The organism is Cryobacterium sp. TMT2-42-4 (assembly GCF_004402645.1).
Lineage (GTDB): Bacteria > Actinomycetota > Actinomycetes > Actinomycetales > Microbacteriaceae > Cryobacterium > Cryobacterium sandaracinum.
Window position 1 is genome coordinate 1 of record NZ_SOFT01000030.1, and the last position, 16,442, is coordinate 16,442.

Here is a 16,442-nt window from a genome sequence, read left to right on the forward strand (position 1 = left end):
AGATCGCGGGCAGGCTCCGCCGCCTCTTCGACGCGTACCTGTCGCCGAAGAGCGCCCCGGTCGCCTTCCACACCGCGGAAGAAGCCGACGCCGAGCGGGAGCAGGCGCCGCTCGAACGCGACGACCGTACGCCCGACCAGCGGCGCCACGACGTGCTCGCCGTGATCCTCGACGTTGCCTCCCGGGCCGGGGAGGCCCCGACCATCGGCGGCGTCGACACCCCGATCTCGATCAGCGCCGTCACAGACCTGATCAGCACCGGCGGACAACAGAAAGTCGTCATCACCGACGAGGGCCGCATCATCGCCCTCGGCTCACCCGAACGGTGCTTCACCGCCGCGCAACGCCGGACGATCCAACTCCGCGACGGCGCCTGCATCATCCCGGGCTGCAAAATCCCGGCCGGGATGGCCGAGATCCACCACGCGATCCCGCACTCCGAGAGCGGACCGACGCACACCGACAACGGGGTGCTGCTCTGCTGNGTGATCCGGATGCTGCACGGCGCCGCGCAGATCATGGCACCACCCTGGCTCGAGACCGGGCCCCGCACCCGGCGAAACGCCACCACATCGCGCACCCGGATGACCGACGCGGCCGAACGGAAGACCGTCACTGGGGACGAGGAATGACCGTGTTCTCGACAGGCTCGACCACCGAAAGCTCGGCGGCCCCAGGACCGCCACCGGAATTGCTCTGGTCCACCGGGTGCCGTAACTTCTGAATCGGTGCTGTTCGTTGCCGCGCCGAGTCGAACCGGAGTTGAACATGACCACAATCGAGCTGCTCGTCTACGCCGACCGCCTGGGCGGCACCATCCACAATCTGCAGGCGCTCCTCGACGGCCCGCTGAGGGCCTTCGGCAGCGTGCACGTGCTGCCGTTCTACGTTCCCTTCGACGGCGCGGATGCCGGCTTCGACCCGATCGACCACGCCGCGGTCGATGCCCGCCTGGGCACCTGGGACGACATGCGCAGCCTCGCCGGCACGCGCGGGCTCACCGCGGACCTCATCGTCAACCACGTCTCCTCCTCGTCGGTCGAGTTCATCGACTGGCTGGCCCACGGCACCGCCTCCACCTCCGAGGGCATGTTCCTCACCTTCGACACCGTGTTCCCGAACGGCGGCACCGAGAAGGACATCACGGCGTTCTACCGGCCGCGACCCGGACTCCCCTTCACCGCCTTCCAGGGCGCCGACGGTAGCCGTCACCTCGTCTGGACGACCTTCATGCCCACCCAGGTCGACCTGGACGTGAACCACCCCGCGGCCCTCGCCTATCTGCGTCGGGTGTTGCAGACGCTGGCCGCCGGCGGCGTCACAACGGTGCGCCTCGACGCCGTCGGCTACGCCGTGAAGACCCCCGGAACCGATAGCTTCATGACCGAGCAGACCCTCGAGTTCGCCCGCACGGTCGTGGCCATGGCCCACGAGGAGAGCCTCGAGGTGCTGGTCGAGGTGCACGCGCATTACAGCCAGCAGCTCGCGATCGCCCCGCTGGTCGACCGCGTCTACGACTTCGCGCTGGCGCCTCTGCTTCTTCATTCGCTCGGCACCGGAACCGTTGACCGCCTCGCCGACTGGTTCAAGATCCGCCCCGCGAACGCCATCACCGTGCTCGACACTCACGACGGTATCGGCATAATCGACGCGGGGCCGATCGGCGACAAGCCGGGCCTGCTGACCCAGGCCGAGATGATCGACATCTTCGCGCGGGCGGAGCGTGCCACACACGGCCACTCCTCCATCGCATCCGTCGTGCCCGAGTGGTTCACGCTGCCGCACCAGATCAACGCGACGTTCTACAGCGTCCTCGGCGGCGAGGAAGTGCCCTATCTTCTGGCCCGCGCCGTGCAGCACTTCCTGCCCGGCCGACCGCAGGTGTACTACGTGGGACTGCTCGGCGGCCTCGACGACACGGAACTCTTCGAGCGCACCGGCAACGGCCGCGACGTCAACCGCCACGTTTACACGGCGGAGGAGGTCGAACGGGCCCTCGCGACCGACGTGACCCGGGCCCAGCTCGGCCTGACCCGCATCCGCAGCACGCACCCGGCCTTCGACGGCGACTTCTCCTGGACGGCCATCGGTGACGACCGACTCGAACTCCTCTGGACCGGTGCGGACGCCGTCGCGCGACTCACCGTGGCGATGACGCTGGACTCACCGAGCCTCCGCATCGAGCTGACGGATGCCGGACGCACGCAGGTGCTCGACACCGTCACATCCATCGCCGCCTGGGAGCCCCCCGCGCGCTGACCTATTAGATCGGTCGAGATCGGGCTTGACTGGAGTGTGCCCACACCCCGTACCCGCTGCTACCGCGACGGCTCTCTCGTCGACGAGGATTTCCCGCTCAGCGAGGTGTCTGAGCACCTCGCCCTGTCCGGCGCCGTCGTCTGGGTGGACCTCGCCGATCCCGGCGAAGAAGATCTCGCCCACCTCGCGGGCGAGCTGGGCCTGCACGAACTGGCGGTCGAAGACGCCCTGACGCTGCAACAGAGACCCAAGCTCGACCGCTACCCTGACCACCTGTTCCTGTCCGCGTACTCGGCCGAATTCGGTGTGGCGACCGCTCAGGTCACCACGCACGAGATCGCGGCGTTCATCACCGACCGGGCCCTGGTGACCGTGCACACTGGAGCCTTCGACCTGGAGGCCGTCGTGGCCCGCTGGGATTCGGCGTCCGATCTGGCCCGGAACGGAGTGGCCTTCCTCCTGCACGGCCTGCTCGACCACCTCGTCGACGGCTATTTCGACGCCGTCGAAGCACTGGACGACCAAATCGAAGAACTCGAGGACCAACTCTTCCTGCCGGGAACCAAGCAGGAAGCGGTGCAGCGGGCCTCCTTCGAACTGCGCAAGAGTCTCCTGACGTTACGCCGGGTCATCCTTCCCATGCGCGAGGTCGTGAACACGCTGCTGCGGCGCGATCTGCACCTGTTGCGGGACGAGATGGGTCCGTATTTCCAAGACGTGTACGACCATGTGCTGCGCGTCATGGAATGGACGGAGAGCCTGCGTGACCAGGCCACCGCCATCCTTGAGGCGAATCTGGCGATTCAGGGCAACCGGCTCAACGTGATCACGAAGAAGGTGACCGGTTATGCGGCCATCATCGCCGTGCCCACAGCCATCACGGGCTTCTACGGCCAGAACGTGCCCTACCCCGGCTTCGCCCAGCCGTTGGGCTATTACAGCTCTGCCGCGCTGATCGTGGGGCTATCGACGCTGCTCTACGTGCTGTTCAAGCGCAACGACTGGATATGACGCTCTTTGCGTGAAGAACTCAGTGCTTGAACGCGTCCTTGACGTTTTCGCCAGCCTTCTTCACACTCGCCGAAGACTGCTCTGCCTTGCCGTCGGCAACCTTGGAATCATCCTTGGTGGCCTTGCCCACGGCCTCAGTGGCCTTGCCCTTGAGGTCTTGGGCGGCGTTCTCGATCTTGTCGGATGCACTCATAGCGTCTTCTTTTTCCAGTGGTGTTGCGTCGGTGGCAGCCAGGCGCGTGTGCCCCAGACGTATGCGGTCGCAGCCGTCGAGTCCCCGGCGTCACCATCATCATCGGCCGGACCGACGAGCAACGCATCGAACGTGGGCATAACGGCGCCGGCGGATATGCTGTCGTCGACGGCGGGTGAGTGGAACATCGGGAGTCCTTCCGGTCTGCGGCTGACAAAGGCTGTCAGTAATACGACGTGGGTTGTGGCACATTTGTCACACGGATTTGTCAAATAACTTTTGGACACGGCGGGTGAAAGGGTGGAGGAATGATGACAACGACCCCGACCCGGGCACCGCTCGCATCTCCGCTTGAGTCATTCACCGACCAGACCCTGGCCGATCGCGCCGCCGACGGGGACATTCGGGCGTTTGAGGTACTCGTGCGTCGCTACGGCCCGCTGATGCGGGTGTATGCCAGCCGGGTCCTCGGATCAAGTGACGAGATGGACGACGTCGTTCAGGAGTCATTCATCACCGCCTGGCAGCAGCTGCCCACCCTCGACAACGGCGCCGCCGTCAGGAGCTGGTTGATGCGGATCGTGAGCCGGAAAAGCGTCGACCGGCTGCGTGCCCGGCGTCCGCACCTCAACATCGATCTCACCGACGCCCCGGCACCGGAGAGGCACTCCCCCCATAGACTGGTAGAGGCGGAGTCTCAAACCGAGGCCCTGACGCGTGTCCTCGGCGATCTGCCGGAGGACCAGCGCCGCTGCTGGATGCTGCGGGAACTCGCGGAATGCAGCTACGGCGAGATCGCGGAGGAACTGGACCTTCCCGTTTCAACGGTTCGTGGGCTTCTCGCCCGAGCTCGGAAGACTCTGCTCCAAGAGATGGAGGAATGGCGATGATGAACCTCTCCGACGAGCTCGCGGGCCACACCTTCGAAGAGCTGAGCGACTACCTCGACCGGGACCGCACCCCGGCTGTCCCGAGCATCGACGGCTCCCCCGAGTGCAAGATCGCCCTTCGCGGCATGCAGCGGCTCCGGCGCACGCAGCGTGCCCTGTTCCGGAAGGACGTGGAGCGCGAAGCCGAACGCGAGGACAGCTGGGTCAACTCGATTCTGCAGCACATCAATCTGGAGGCGCGCGCGGGCCGGGACATCCCGATCAGCCACCCCTCCCCCACCGCTCGCCTGAGCGTGACCGAAGGTGCGGTGCGCGGCATTCTGCGTGCCGCCGGTGACGGCGTGCCGAACATCATCGTCGGCCGGTGCCGCCTCGACGGCGAGGTCAGCGAGCCCGGCGCACCCGTCACCGTGCGCGTAGATGCCACGGTTCTGGAGGGCAGGAACATCCCACCGCTCGCCGAGCAGCTCCGGGAGGCGCTTTACACCGCACTTCGCCAGCACACGGAACTCGCCGTCGAGGCCGTCGACATCACCATCGGCGACCTGTACCAACCCGTACCACCGCCGGCGAAAGCGAGCAGCGATGAGTGACGCCCTTGCACCTGAAGCGCCGGCGCCCGACCCCGGGACGCCGGCCCAGCTGACCGCTCAACTCGACGAGGCGGTACTGGCAGTCCCCGGCGTGGATGTGGTGTATTCGGCAGCCCCGCTCGTGGCAACCGTGGTCGCCTCGGTGATCGCCACCACCGTCGAAGCCGTGACCGGCAAGCCGCAATCGACCAGCTCCGTCTCCGTCTCCGAGAAAAGGGGCGGCCTGAAGATCGCGGTCAAGATCGGCGTCGCCGCACCCTTCGCGGCCACCGACGTGAGCCGCCGCGTGCACAATGCGATCACGGATCAGCTCGACCAGAACGGCAACCCGGCCGTGACCGAGATCGCGGTCACCGTGGCCCGGATCGACTGACCTGTTTCGCGGTCACTGCGGTTGGCCGCCGGTCCTCACGGGGGCGTCACACCCCGGGTGTGTAGCGTGAATACCCACACGACCTAAGGAGTCACCAGTGAGTCAGATAATCGACATCGGTATCCCGGATCAGCAGCTCGAAAAGATCGTTCACGGCCTGTCCCGGGTGCTGGCGGACTCGTACACCCTGTACCTCAAGACTCACAGCTACCACTGGAACGTCGTTGGCCCCATGTTCCACTCTCTGCACACCATGTTCATGGACGAGTACACCGAGCTGGCGCTGGCCGTCGACGACATCGCCGAGCGCATCCGTGCACTGGGCACCCCGGCGCCGGGCACCTACCGTGAGTTCACCGAGCTCGCCGTCGTGCGCGAGGACACCGACCTGCCGGATGCCCCGGAGATGCTCCGTCGCCTGGTCGCCGCCCACGAGGCCACGGCCCGCACCATCCGGGAGGTACTGCCCCTCGCCGAGGGTGCTCCCGACCAGGTCTCCACCGATCTGCTCGTGCGTCGCCTCGACGTGCACGAAAAGACGGCGTGGATGCTGCGCAGCATGCTGGCCTGAGCCTGCCCACTGCATTCAGCCGCCCAGAGCACGGCCGATCCGATCGATCACCTGGCCGACGAGCGCCTGCTGTTCTCCAACGCTGAATTCGACCCACCAGAGCAGGGCCGCGTCGGCCGCCCTGCTGCAGGCATCGAATTCGCGCTCTGGGAAGAGCGGCATCATCGAGGGTGCCGGGGTCATCGCGAGCGATGTGTCCCCGAACGACTGAACCAGTTGGCCGTCCTGCCGGCCGACGGCGGCCAGGCCGCGCTGAGGCGAGCACGCCTCGATTCGTGCGCTATGCCCCGCGTCGGGCCGCCGCAACCGCGCTTCCAGCCATCGGGTCCCAGGTCGCGCTCGGGCGGCCCAACAGGTAGCCCTGGGCGAGCACGGCGCCGCTGGTGCGGAGACTATCGAGCTGTTCCGTGGTCTCCACCCCCTCGGCGATCACCTCCACGTCGAGCTTCGACGCCAGCGCCAGGATTCCCTGCACGAGGGAGACGGAAGAGGCGTCGGGAAGATCCTGAATGAAGCTGCGGTCGATCTTGATCTGGTCGACGGGAAGGGTGTTGAGCCAGGCCAGGGTCGAGAAGCCGGTGCCGAAATCGTCCAGGGAAATGCGGATGCCCAGGCGGCGCAGTTCCACCAGGCGCTCGACGATGCCGGGGAGGTCGACCAGAGATCTGCTCTCCACCACCTCGAGGGTGAGTCGCTCCGGTGCGAGGTCGTTGCGGTTGAGAGCCGTGCGAACCGTCGACACGAGCCTACGATCCAGAAGGGTGGCGGCGTCGAGGTTGACCGCGACGCCCAGAGGACGAGCGCCCAGCTGCGGCCACTCGACCACGTCCCGGCACGCGGTCGCGATCACCCACAGGTCCATCTCGGTGATGAGGCCGCGTTCCTGCGCCAGCGGCAGGAACGCGCCCGGGGCCAAAACGCCCAGTCGCGGGTGCGCCCAGCGGATGAGGGCTTCCGCGCCCACCACCGTCTCCTCGCCGAAACGGGAGATGTCCACGACAGGTTGGTAGTAGAGCCTCATCTCGTTTGCCTCGACGGCACGGGCCAGCTCGACCAGCAGTGACGTGTCGGTGTCCCCCGGTGATTCCAGGTTCGATGATGCACTACCCGGCACCTCGGTGCGGGCGACGGCGATCTGATTCCGTCCCGTTCTCTTTGCGTCGTACATCCCGGCGTCGGCCGCGTCGAGGAGCTGCTCGCCGCGACCCCCCTGTCCACTGTGCGAGGCAACACCCACACTGGCGGAGATGCGCACGTGCTGGCCGGCCAGGTGGAAAGGCGGATTCAGGCAGCCGACCACTCGGTGGGCCAGCTCGATGGCCGAATCTTCGCCGTCGAGATCGGTGACCAGCACCGCGAACTCGTCGCCACCGAGGCGGCCGACAATGTCATTGGTTCGAACCTCGGCGCGCAGGCGAGCCGCGACCTGCCGCAGCAGCTCGTCCCCGACGCGATGGCCCAGCCGGTCATTGACGCGTTTGAAGTTGTCGAGGTCGCAGAACAGCACCGCCGTTCGGCTGTGAGGCTGGCACTCTGCCAGCGCGGTGTCGAGCAGCAGCGCGAACAGCGCTCGGTTGGGCAAGCCCGTCAGGGCATCGTGCTGGGATTGGTGCCTCACAGTCTCAAGCAGCCGGGCCCTTTGCATGGCCGTTTCTCCCTGGTGGCTGACACCTTCGATCAGGGTGATGGCCTCCGCCAGGACCTCGGCCGCGACAGGGGCAACCCAGCTGGCCGTCGCGACGCCCATCAACATATCCCCGGCGAGAAGGGGGACGGCGACAACGTTGTGTGAACCGATGGCACGGAGCAGCTCCGCCAGGGCCGGGCTGGCGTCGTCAGCCGTGATCAGAACGCGTTCCTGCCGCCTGAGAAGGCCGAGAAGCTCCGGCGTCTGCTCCACAGTCAGCGTCGTACGCATGAAGAATTCGCGATCAGCAGGCTCGAAACCGACGGCTGAGGCAGGGCGAAGCTCACCAAGGTCGGCGTCCCAGAGGAGAACGGATGCCGCGTCACTGCCGACGATCGCCGCCAGTGCCGACGCGATGACTTCCGCGATCGCCTCGACGCTGTCGCTGATCGCCAGTTGGTGGGCGAGGTTGAGCAGTGCGGCCGTGCGAACTCCCTCCCGGCGGGATTCCTCGAGCGCCGTGAACAGGTCCAGGGCCGCGGCCGCGTGTCCGGCGTAGGCCTCGAGCAGGGCCCGATCTCCTAGCATCGCGGTGTGTCCTTCCGTGAACACGGCGGCCAGATGCCCGTGGATCCTGCGATTGGAGGCGATGTCGACGACCAGCGCGCGCTCGCCCAGTTGCTCGCCGCGCAGCATCCGTGCCACGAGATCGGCGCCACGTTCGTCGCCAAGCCCTCGGTGGCGGACCAGCGGCGCGCCGCCCCCGGCAGGTTCGACGATGAGGAGGTACGATGGCGCGAGCACGGCGGAGGCGGCGCGATCGACGATTCGGGCGAGCACCTCATCGACATCGTCGCTGCTAACGAGGTCAGCCGCGGCCAGTTGCACCTCCCGCACCTTGTCGCGCAGTACGCCGAGGGATGCGTCGACCCAGCGACTCCGCGTGCGCCACGACCACCAACGCACCCGCGTTGACCAGGTCAGCACGTATTCGCACGCCGGGTAGCCGTCCGACTGGCACTGCGGGTGGCTGATGTGGGCAAGGGCGAGGCCGAAGATGACCGGAACGGACGAAAACAGTCCCTGGGCGTATTGGCAGTCGAGTCGAGATGGACGATAGCCGTCGTGGAGGCGATAGCGCACGGTCGCGCTGGTCTTTCCGACCCGCACTGCATCCATCGTCGACGTTGTGGTGAACTTCGGCACCATGCGTGGCAGCTGGCGAAAAATTGCTCCGGGTGAGGCGAACACACTCAAGAGCTGCACCAGCACCGGCTGGACGTCACCGCGGACCGCACCGGTGCCCACGGTGAACATGGTGTTCGGGTCACCGAGCACCGCGGTTGCGGCCTCGAACAGCCGGATGCGGGTGGCGTAGCTGACCCACGCGGACGTGTTCAGGAGAGTCTTTGCATCGTGCTGCACGCCCGCCCGGGCGAGCACCTCGGTGACGGCTCCCTCCCCACCGCGCTCACGGACATGGCGCAGAAGCAGTCCGATCGTCGTGCTCGCGGTCTCGCGCGGCTCTGCATCCATCGTGTCGCACCTCTCAGTTTTCTCTATCGACGGGTTTCGGTGCGGGGTTAGCGGGGAGATCGGTTCAGGACCGCCACCCGCTTGCCGAACACGTCCAGTCGTGTCACCGTGACTCCTGCCGTGACACGTGACCTGCGAATGGAGACGCGATGAGCGAACGCTACCCCATCATTTATGTGCGGGGCTTTGCCGGCGGCCAGAATGCCATGGACGATGCGGCGGATGACCCGTTTTACGGTTTCAACGAGGGCTCGACTCATGTGCGGGTGGGGGCCAGCGGGCAGCCCCGATTCTATCGATACGAGGGTCCGCTGCTGCGACTTGTCAAGGACCAGCAGTACCGGATCGAAGTGGCCGGCAGCCAGCAGAACGTCCTGATCAATGCCGATCCCGGCACGCTGGAACCGGACTCCGTCTGGATCCACCGGTTCTACGACACCGCATCGGGCACATTCGGGGTCGAGCCGCAATCGTTTGACATCGGCCGCGCGGCCAGGGGTCTCGTCGATTTCATCGATCTGGTGCGTGCCAAGACGCGCGGCGAACCACCTGTCTACCTCGTGGCCCACTCCATGAGCGGGCTGATCTGCCGCACCGTCCTGCAGCGCGAACTGGCCGACCCCGCCGAAGCGGTGTCGAAACTCTGCACGATCGGGACCCCGCATGGAGGAATCTCCCCCGAGCTCGGCGGCCCGATCGGGGGCTGGCTCATGGACCGGTTCGTGCCGCTGGGGAGCGATATCTTCTCCCCCGGCAGATGCAGGAGTACATGCTGCCGGCCACCCACGACCCTGCCCGGGAAACCGACCCGAAAACGGGCCGGTGGGACCCCCGGCGCATGGTGGGCTCCTTCCCTCCCTCCCGCATCCTCAGCATCGTCGGCACGAATTCGCGGGACTATTCCGTGGCCGCCGGGCTGTCGTCCGCGGTCATGGGCGTGCAGAGCGATGGTCTCGTCGCGATCCGCAACGCCTACGTTTACGGGGGCGGGCGGGCCTACATCCATCGCTCCCACTCGGGTCGATACGGCTTGGTCAACTCCGAGGAAACGTACCAGAACCTTTCCCGCTTCCTATTCGGCGGGTTGCGGGTGGAGGTCGCCCTGCACGGGGTGGAGCTCGATCGCAAGGACCGCATCTGGCAGGGCGAGGCGAGGCTGGCCATCCGTGGCGTGCCTGCGCGTATTCATGAGCAGACGGCCGATCATTATTGCCCGATCGATCTGAACGCCACGAAGAAGGGCATCGCCGGGCCGCTGTCACCGGTCCCGCTGATGACAATCTTCCTGCAGCCGAAGAACGTGCGTAAGTGCCGCTACGCCCTCGACCTCAAGGTCATCTCACTCAAGGAGACGGGCGGCATCCTCGGTTTCGGGGCACACCTTGAGCCGATCGCGGACTGGCAGGACACGCTCATCGTCGACGTCGAGGTGAACGACAAGGGCGCGGCCAGAAGCGTGACCTGGGAGTGGAATAGCACCCTCGCCGGTCGAATCGCCGAACAGGCAGAGCTGCCCCACCAGCTCGACTGGGCACCGGGCAAGTCCAGCGAGGGGCAATGGCAACTGCCGGTTCCCATCGCCCCGATGGGGCAGGCGGTGCTCGGCAGCGACGCGCACCTCCAGCTCAGCATCGGCCTCTGGGCCTGAGCGGCCACCTCGCGCGATCGAGCCGATCCTGATCACGCATCACCACGCGGACCTCAGCGCGGCGAGTGAACGGTTCGCTCGGCTCACGCCGGAGCACGCCGCGGATTCCGTGTGGTTGCCGCTGCCCGCTGACGGACCGTACGGGTCGGTGCTCACCGGCGACACAATTCCCGGGCACAGGACGACGATCATCGTTCACCGTGACGACGACTGAATTTGGGCGTTCAGCGACGCGTACCTCGCGCACCGACACCCCGGGGCCCGGGACATAGGCGCCCCTGTGCGCCATCCACCCTGGCCCCTTCTCGACCGCGGCGGGCAGTCGGGGCGGCTCCGCCCCGGGGCAGGCAGCACCGGCACACGTCAGGCCGCGGGCCGGTAGCGCCGCGGGGCATACGCCTGGGCGACCAGGGCGCGCAGGCTGTCGAGGCTTCCGGTCACAAGACCCTGGGCACGGGCCTGCACGAGCACGTTCCCGATCGCGGTGGCCTCGACGGGGCCGGCCAGCACGGTCAGCCCCGTTCGGTTCGCGGTGAGTTGGCAGAGCAGGTCGTTCTGCGACCCACCGCCGACGATATGCACCGCACGGATACTCATTCCCGACAGCTCGCTCGCGGCCCGGAGGGTCTCGGCATAGGCAGCCGCGAGGCTCTCGACGATGCTGCGCACGAGTTCGACCGGGGTGCCCGGCACCGGCAAGCCGTGCTCGGCGCAGTAGGAACGGATGCGCGCCGGCATGTCTCCGGGTGCCAGGAAACGGGGGTCGTCCACGGCGAAGACCGTGACCGGGCCGGTCACCTGCGCGGCCTGGGCCAGCAGGAACGGCAGCTCGAACGTGCTGCCCTGCGCCTCCCAGGTGCGCAGCGACTCGCTGAGCAGCCACAAACCCATGACATTGCGCAGGTAGCGCACCCGGCCGTCGACGCCGCCCTCGTTGGTGAAGTTGGCGGCGCGGCTCGCCTCGGTCAGCACCGGCGAGGCCAGTTCGACTCCGACGAGCGACCAGGTGCCCGAGGAGATGAAGGCGTCAGTGTCGCCGGTCATGGGCACGGCCACGATGGCGGATGCTGTGTCGTGCGACCCGACGGCGAGGAGATCCAGGCGCGTGGCCGATCCGATCTCGGCAGCGACATCGGGCAGCAGGGACCCGATCCGCTCCCCCGCGCTGACCAGTCGGGGGAAGATCGACCGGGGCAGGCCCAGCCGCTCGATGAGAGCATCGTCCCAGTCCGCGGCGGCCGAGGCGGCCGTTACCGTGGCCGCCGAGATGGCAGCTGCCGCGACGGTTCGCCCGGCCGCTGCGCGCGACCCACCCCCGATCCGCAGCAGCCCGGTCGTCGACGCGTTCGTGCGCTCGGCGACCTGCTCCCCCGTCAGCCAGAAGCCGAGCAGGTCCGGGATCAGCAGCATCGTGTCGACGTCGTCGAGGCTGCCGGCCAGACGGTCGGCGGCGAGCTGGTAGAGCGTGTTGAACGGCAGGAATTGGAGGCCGTTGCCGGCGTAGAGGTCGGCCGGAGCGACGAGGTCGTGGGTAGCGTGCACTCCTCCCCCGGTGCGTTCGTCGCGGTAATGGTAAGGGTTGCCAAGCATCCGCCGGCCGCGCAGGAGCGCGTAATCAACCGCCCAGGAATCGATCCCCGCGCTGATCAGCCTCGGCTCCTCCCGAACGGCGGCGTGGAGGCCGACGAGCACGTTGCGGTAGAGCTCGAGAATGTTCCAGTGCAGCCCGTCGATGGTGCGGACCGGGTTGTTCGGAAAGCGTGCCACCGGCCGCAGGCGCAGCTCGTTGTGGCCGACACGGCCGAGCATGACCCGGCCGCTCGATGCGCCGAGGTCGATCGCGGCGACCGTGCCCGCGCTGTACCATGATCTCACCACGAGTTGAGCCCTGCTCTCGGCAGGCCGGCGCCGGCCCGGCCGAGTTCGACGAGTTCGCCGAGTTCGACGGATGCGGTCGAGTTGGCCAGGCGCAACGGTAGGGCTCGACCGGAAGGGTCGGGCTCGGCGGTGCTCATCGCAGGAAGGCGGCGGCGACGCCGGCGTCGACCGGGATGTGCAGTCCGGTTGTGTGGCTGAGGTCGCTCGTGCAGAGCACGAAAACCGCGTTGGCGACGTTCTCGGGCAGCACCTCGCGCTTGAGCAGCGTGCGCTGCGCGTAGTACGTGCCGAGCTCCTCCTCCGGTACGCCGTAGACGGCGGCGCGCTTGGCGCCCCAGCCGCCGGCGAAGATGCCCGAGCCGCGGACGACCCCGTCTGGGTTGATGCCGTTGACCTTCACGCCGTACTCGCCGAGCTCGGCCGCCAGCAGCCGCACCTGGTGCGCCTGGTCGGCCTTGGTCGCGGAGTAGGCGATGTTGTTCGGGCCGGCAAAGACCGAGTTCTTCGAGGAGATATAAACGATGTCGCCGCCGAGCTTCTGGTCGATCAGCACGCGGGCCGCCGCCCGGGAAACGAGGAAGGACCCCCTGGCCATCACGTTGTGCTGCAGGTCCCAGTCGGCGACGGTGGTCTCCAACAGCGACTTCGAGAGCGAGAGGCCCGCGTTGTTGACCACGAGGTCGAGCCCGCCGAACCCGAGCAGGGCAGCGTCGACGGATGCCTGCACCTGGCCCTCGTCGGTGACGTCGGCCTGCACCCCGATCGCGACATCCGTCCCACCGATTTCGGCTGCCGCGCCTTGCGCCTTCGTAAGGTCGAGGTCGGCGATCACGACGCAGGCGCCCTCCGCCGCGAGGCGGGTGGCGATGGCCTTGCCGATGCCGGATGCCGCCCCGGTCACCAGGGCGACCCGGCCGGTGAGCGGCTTGGACGCGGGCATCCGCGCCAGCTTGGCCTCTTCGAGCGCCCAGTACTCGATCCTGAACTTCTCGGCCTCGTCGATCGGCGCGTAGCTGGAGAGCCCTTCGGCGCCGCGCATCACGTTGATGGCATTGAGGTAGAACTCGCCGGCGACCCGAGCGGTCTGCTTGTTCGCGCCGTAGCTGAACATGCCGACGCCCGGGATGAGCACGATCAGCGGGTCCACGCCGCGGATCGCGGGCGACTCGGCCGCCGCGTTCCGGTCGTAATACGCCTGGTAGTCGGTCCGGTACTGCTCGTGCAACTCCAGAAGGCGAGCGAGGGAGTCGGCGGCGGATGCCGTGGCCGGCAGGTCGAGCAGCAGCGGCTTGACCTTCGTGCGGAGAAAGTGGTCGGGGCAGCTCGTGCCGAGGGCCGCCAGTCGGGGGTGCTCGGCACGGGACAGGAAGTCGAGCACCTCGGGGGCATCCGTGAAGTGGCCGACCTTGGCGGCATCCGTGGACACCAGACCCCGAATCGTCGGGGCGAGGGCCGCCGCCCTGGCGCGGCGCTCTTCGGGCGCGAGCGGGGTGAAGCCGGCCAGTTCCGGGCCGAAAGGCTCGGCCGTGGAGTGATCGGCGATGTACGCGGCGGCGGTCTGGATGATCCAGAGCGAGTTGGCCTCGGCCTCATCGCTGGTCTCTCCCCAGGCGGTGATGCCGTGGCCGCCGAGGATGCAGCCGACGGCCTGCGGGTTGGCATCCTTGATCGCCGCGATGTCGAGGCCGAGCTGGAAGCCCGGCCGGCGCCACGGCACCCACGCCACCCGGTCGCCGAAGATCGTAGACGTGAGAGCCTCGCCGTCGGAAGCGGTCGCGATCGCGATGCCGGAGTCGGGGTGCAGGTGGTCGACGTGCGCCGCATCGACGAGCCCATGCATGGGCGTGTCGATGGAGGGGGCCGCGCCGCCCTTGCCGTGCAGGGTGTAGTCGAGGGCCGCGACCATCTCGTCCTCCCGGTCGAGCCCGGGATAGACACCGGCGAGGGCGCGCATCCGGTCGAGGCGCAGCACGGCCAGGCCCGACTCGGTCAGCGTGCCCAGGTCTCCCCCTGACCCCTTCACCCAGAGCAGCTCGATCCTCTCGCCCGTGACGGGGTCGATCTCGGTGCCCTTGGCGGAGGTGTTACCGCCGGCATAATTCGTGTTGCGAGGGTCGGAGCCGAGCCGGTTGGACCGGGCGATGAGTTCGGCAGCGGTGGGGTTTGTCATTGCGACACTTTCTTTCAAAAATCGGTTCGGTGAGACTCTGGGAGCAACGACTGTCGCCGTTTCGGACAACTGATGCCGGCGTGGCGGCCACAGTTGTCCGAAACGGCAACAGTTGCTTGTGGGACGAGGCTAGGCACCCCAGCCGGCCTGGATGCCGCCGACGCGGTCGGCCGCGATCGTTTGCTGGTAACCGGATGCCGCGTAGGCGACCATGGGGTCGGCCGCGAGTCCGCGAGACTCACGCCAGGCTGCCAGGTCGGGGCGGACATCCGTGTAGAAGGCGTCCATCAGCAGGCCGTTGGCGACGAGCACGTCCCCGGACTCCTGCGCCGCGGTGAGCGCCTCGCGGTCGACGAGTAGCGCGCGCGCCGTCATCTCCTGCACGTTCAGCACCGAGCGGATCTGGCCGGGGATCTTGTCCTCCACGTTGTGGCACTGGTCGAGCATGAACGCCACGGTCGAGTTCGAGCCGAGGCCGCCACCGCGGATCACCTCGTAGAGGATGCGGAACAGCTGGAACGGGTCGGCCGCGCCCACGATCAGGTCGTCGTCGGCGTAGAAGCGGGAGTTGAAGTCGAAGGAGCCGAGCTTTCCGAGGCGGAGCAGCTGCGCGACGATGAACTCGATGTTGGTGCCGGGGGCGTGGTGGCCGGTGTCGAGGCAGACCAGTGCCCGGTCGCCGAGGGCCGCGACCTGGGCGTAGCTGGTTCCCCAGTCGGGGACATCCGTGTGGTAGAAAGCGGGCTCGAAGAACTTGTACTCCAACACGAGTCGCTGGCTCTTCCCGAGGCGGGCGTAGATCGTGGCAAGGGAGTCCGCGAGGCGGTCCTGACGGCCGCGGATATCGCCCTGGCCGGGATAGTTGGTGCCGTCGGCGAGCCAGATCTTGAGGTCGACGGACCCGGTTGAGTGCATGATGTCGATGCACTCGAAGTGGTGATCGATGGCCTTCTGGCGCACCGCGGCATCCGTGTGGGTAAGGCTGCCGAATTTGTAGGCGTCATCCTGGAACGTGTTCGAGTTGACCGTTCCGAGCGTCAGCCCGCGCTCGCCGGCGTAGTCGCACAGTGCCGGGTAATCGTCGACCTTGTCCCAGGGGATGTGCAGCGCGACCGTCGGCGCCAGCCCGGTGTATTCGTTCACCTGGGCGGCGTCGGCGATCTTCTCCTGGATGGTGCGCGGCGTGCCGGGGGTGGAGAACACCTTGAACCGGGTGCCGGAGTTGCCGAAGGCCCAGGAGGGCAGCTCGATGGCCTGCGCCGCGAGCTGGGCGGTGATGGAGTCGAATGTCGTCATCGTCGTGTCACTTCTCTGTGGGGGTCGGTTTGAATTCTAGATGAATCGTTTCAACTGCATCAATCGAGTCAAGCCGGTCCTCGAGGTGGAACACCTCGGCAAGCCGAAGGAAGTCCTCGTCCGGAGCGCCCTCGAGGTTCTCGAAGAACTCAGCCATCTCGGCCTGCCAGCGGGCGTTCACCTCGGTGGCCGCCATTCCCGCCTGCGCCGCCGCGAGGGACTCCGTCTCGAAGTACCCGATCAAGAGGCCGTCGGGCCGGAGGAACAGGGAGTAGTTCTGCCAACCGGTTTCGTGCAGGGCCCGCAACATCTCCGGCCAGACGGCGGCGTGCCGCCGGGTATATTCCTCGATCCGGTCGGGCTTGACCTGAAGTTGGAAGCACACGCGCTGCACGGA

18 protein-coding genes are annotated in these 16,442 nt (G+C 67.4%); 8 read left to right on the top strand and 10 right to left on the bottom strand.

Annotated elements, in window-relative coordinates; translation table 11 throughout:
- From E3O18_RS10245 to E3O18_RS10255, 3 genes are all read left to right on the top strand, one after another.
- A partial coding sequence (locus E3O18_RS10245; protein ID WP_134418041.1) for an HNH endonuclease signature motif containing protein occupies positions 1–632 on the top strand: 632 nt, incomplete at its 5' end.
- Positions 633–768: 136 nt separating this feature from the next.
- A complete protein-coding gene (gene gtfA, locus E3O18_RS10250; RefSeq protein ID WP_134395313.1) occupies positions 769–2,259 on the top strand; it encodes a sucrose phosphorylase in 1,491 nt (496 codons plus the stop codon).
- Positions 2,260–2,295: 36 nt separating this feature from the next.
- Positions 2,296–3,270, top strand: a complete 975-nt coding sequence (locus E3O18_RS10255; protein WP_134418042.1) for a magnesium transporter CorA family protein — start codon at positions 2,296–2,298, stop codon at positions 3,268–3,270.
- A gap of 19 nt (positions 3,271–3,289) precedes the next feature.
- On the opposite strand, the gene E3O18_RS10260 is transcribed toward E3O18_RS10255, so the two are convergent.
- On the bottom strand, positions 3,290–3,463 hold the full coding sequence (locus E3O18_RS10260) for a CsbD family protein (RefSeq protein WP_104195005.1): 174 nt from the start codon (positions 3,461–3,463) through the stop codon (positions 3,290–3,292).
- Complete coding sequence (locus E3O18_RS10265; protein ID WP_134395315.1) at positions 3,460–3,651, bottom strand: hypothetical protein; 192 nt, start codon at positions 3,649–3,651, stop codon at positions 3,460–3,462. The genes E3O18_RS10260 and E3O18_RS10265 overlap by 4 nt, the downstream gene beginning before the upstream one ends.
- Before the next feature lie 123 nt (positions 3,652–3,774).
- On the opposite strand from E3O18_RS10265, the gene E3O18_RS10270 reads away from it, so the two are divergent.
- The 4 genes from E3O18_RS10270 (at position 3,775) to E3O18_RS10285 (ending at position 5,890) form a co-directional block, all read left to right on the top strand.
- Positions 3,775–4,353, top strand: coding sequence for an RNA polymerase sigma factor (locus E3O18_RS10270; RefSeq protein WP_134395390.1), 579 nt, complete (start codon positions 3,775–3,777; stop codon positions 4,351–4,353).
- Positions 4,350–4,946: an Asp23/Gls24 family envelope stress response protein gene (locus tag E3O18_RS10275; protein WP_134418043.1), complete on the top strand. Its 597-nt coding sequence runs from the start codon at positions 4,350–4,352 to the stop codon at positions 4,944–4,946. Before E3O18_RS10270 ends, E3O18_RS10275 begins: the two co-directional genes overlap by 4 nt.
- Positions 4,939–5,319, top strand: coding sequence for a hypothetical protein (locus E3O18_RS10280; RefSeq protein ID WP_134418044.1), 381 nt, complete (start codon positions 4,939–4,941; stop codon positions 5,317–5,319). Before E3O18_RS10275 ends, E3O18_RS10280 begins: the two co-directional genes overlap by 8 nt.
- A gap of 97 nt (positions 5,320–5,416) precedes the next feature.
- Positions 5,417–5,890: a Dps family protein gene (locus E3O18_RS10285; RefSeq protein ID WP_104102258.1), complete on the top strand. Its 474-nt coding sequence runs from the start codon at positions 5,417–5,419 to the stop codon at positions 5,888–5,890.
- A gap of 15 nt (positions 5,891–5,905) precedes the next feature.
- Here the strand turns inward: E3O18_RS10285 and E3O18_RS10290 are convergent, their stop codons facing one another.
- From E3O18_RS10290 to E3O18_RS10300, 3 genes are read right to left on the bottom strand one after another with little or no spacing between them, the layout of a single operon-like run.
- Complete coding sequence (locus E3O18_RS10290) at positions 5,906–6,196, bottom strand: hypothetical protein (RefSeq protein WP_134418045.1); 291 nt, start codon at positions 6,194–6,196, stop codon at positions 5,906–5,908.
- Positions 6,171–9,053: a sensor domain-containing phosphodiesterase gene (locus E3O18_RS10295; RefSeq protein WP_134418046.1), complete on the bottom strand. Its 2,883-nt coding sequence runs from the start codon at positions 9,051–9,053 to the stop codon at positions 6,171–6,173. The genes E3O18_RS10290 and E3O18_RS10295 overlap by 26 nt, the downstream gene beginning before the upstream one ends.
- Positions 9,054–9,100: 47 nt before the next feature.
- On the bottom strand, positions 9,101–9,718 hold the full coding sequence (locus E3O18_RS10300) for a hypothetical protein (RefSeq protein ID WP_134418047.1): 618 nt from the start codon (positions 9,716–9,718) through the stop codon (positions 9,101–9,103).
- A 92-nt stretch (positions 9,719–9,810) separates the two neighbouring features.
- Between E3O18_RS10300 and E3O18_RS10305 the strand changes: the two genes are divergently transcribed.
- Positions 9,811–10,701, top strand: a complete 891-nt coding sequence (locus E3O18_RS10305; RefSeq protein WP_134418049.1) for a hypothetical protein — start codon at positions 9,811–9,813, stop codon at positions 10,699–10,701.
- A gap of 363 nt (positions 10,702–11,064) precedes the next feature.
- Here the strand turns inward: E3O18_RS10305 and E3O18_RS10310 are convergent, their stop codons facing one another.
- The 5 genes from E3O18_RS10310 to E3O18_RS10325 form a co-directional block, all read right to left on the bottom strand.
- Positions 11,065–12,510 carry a rhamnulokinase family protein gene (locus E3O18_RS10310; protein WP_134418069.1) on the bottom strand — a complete coding sequence of 482 codons (1,446 nt, stop codon included), beginning with the start codon at positions 12,508–12,510 and terminating at the stop codon, positions 11,065–11,067.
- Between the two features lie 62 nt (positions 12,511–12,572).
- Positions 12,573–12,716, bottom strand: coding sequence for a hypothetical protein (locus tag E3O18_RS16120; protein WP_166784549.1), 144 nt, complete (start codon positions 12,714–12,716; stop codon positions 12,573–12,575).
- A complete protein-coding gene (locus tag E3O18_RS10315) occupies positions 12,713–14,749 on the bottom strand; it encodes a bifunctional aldolase/short-chain dehydrogenase (protein WP_134418050.1) in 2,037 nt (678 codons plus the stop codon). The genes E3O18_RS16120 and E3O18_RS10315 overlap by 4 nt, the downstream gene beginning before the upstream one ends.
- Positions 14,750–14,878: 129 nt before the next feature.
- Complete coding sequence (rhaI, locus tag E3O18_RS10320) at positions 14,879–16,045, bottom strand: L-rhamnose isomerase (RefSeq protein ID WP_134395323.1); 1,167 nt, start codon at positions 16,043–16,045, stop codon at positions 14,879–14,881.
- Positions 16,046–16,052: 7 nt separating this feature from the next.
- The gene (locus E3O18_RS10325) at positions 16,053–16,439 is read right to left on the bottom strand and encodes an L-rhamnose mutarotase (protein WP_134395324.1); all 387 of its coding nucleotides are present in this window, start codon (positions 16,437–16,439) and stop codon (positions 16,053–16,055) included.
- Between the last annotated feature and the right edge of the window lie 3 nt (positions 16,440–16,442).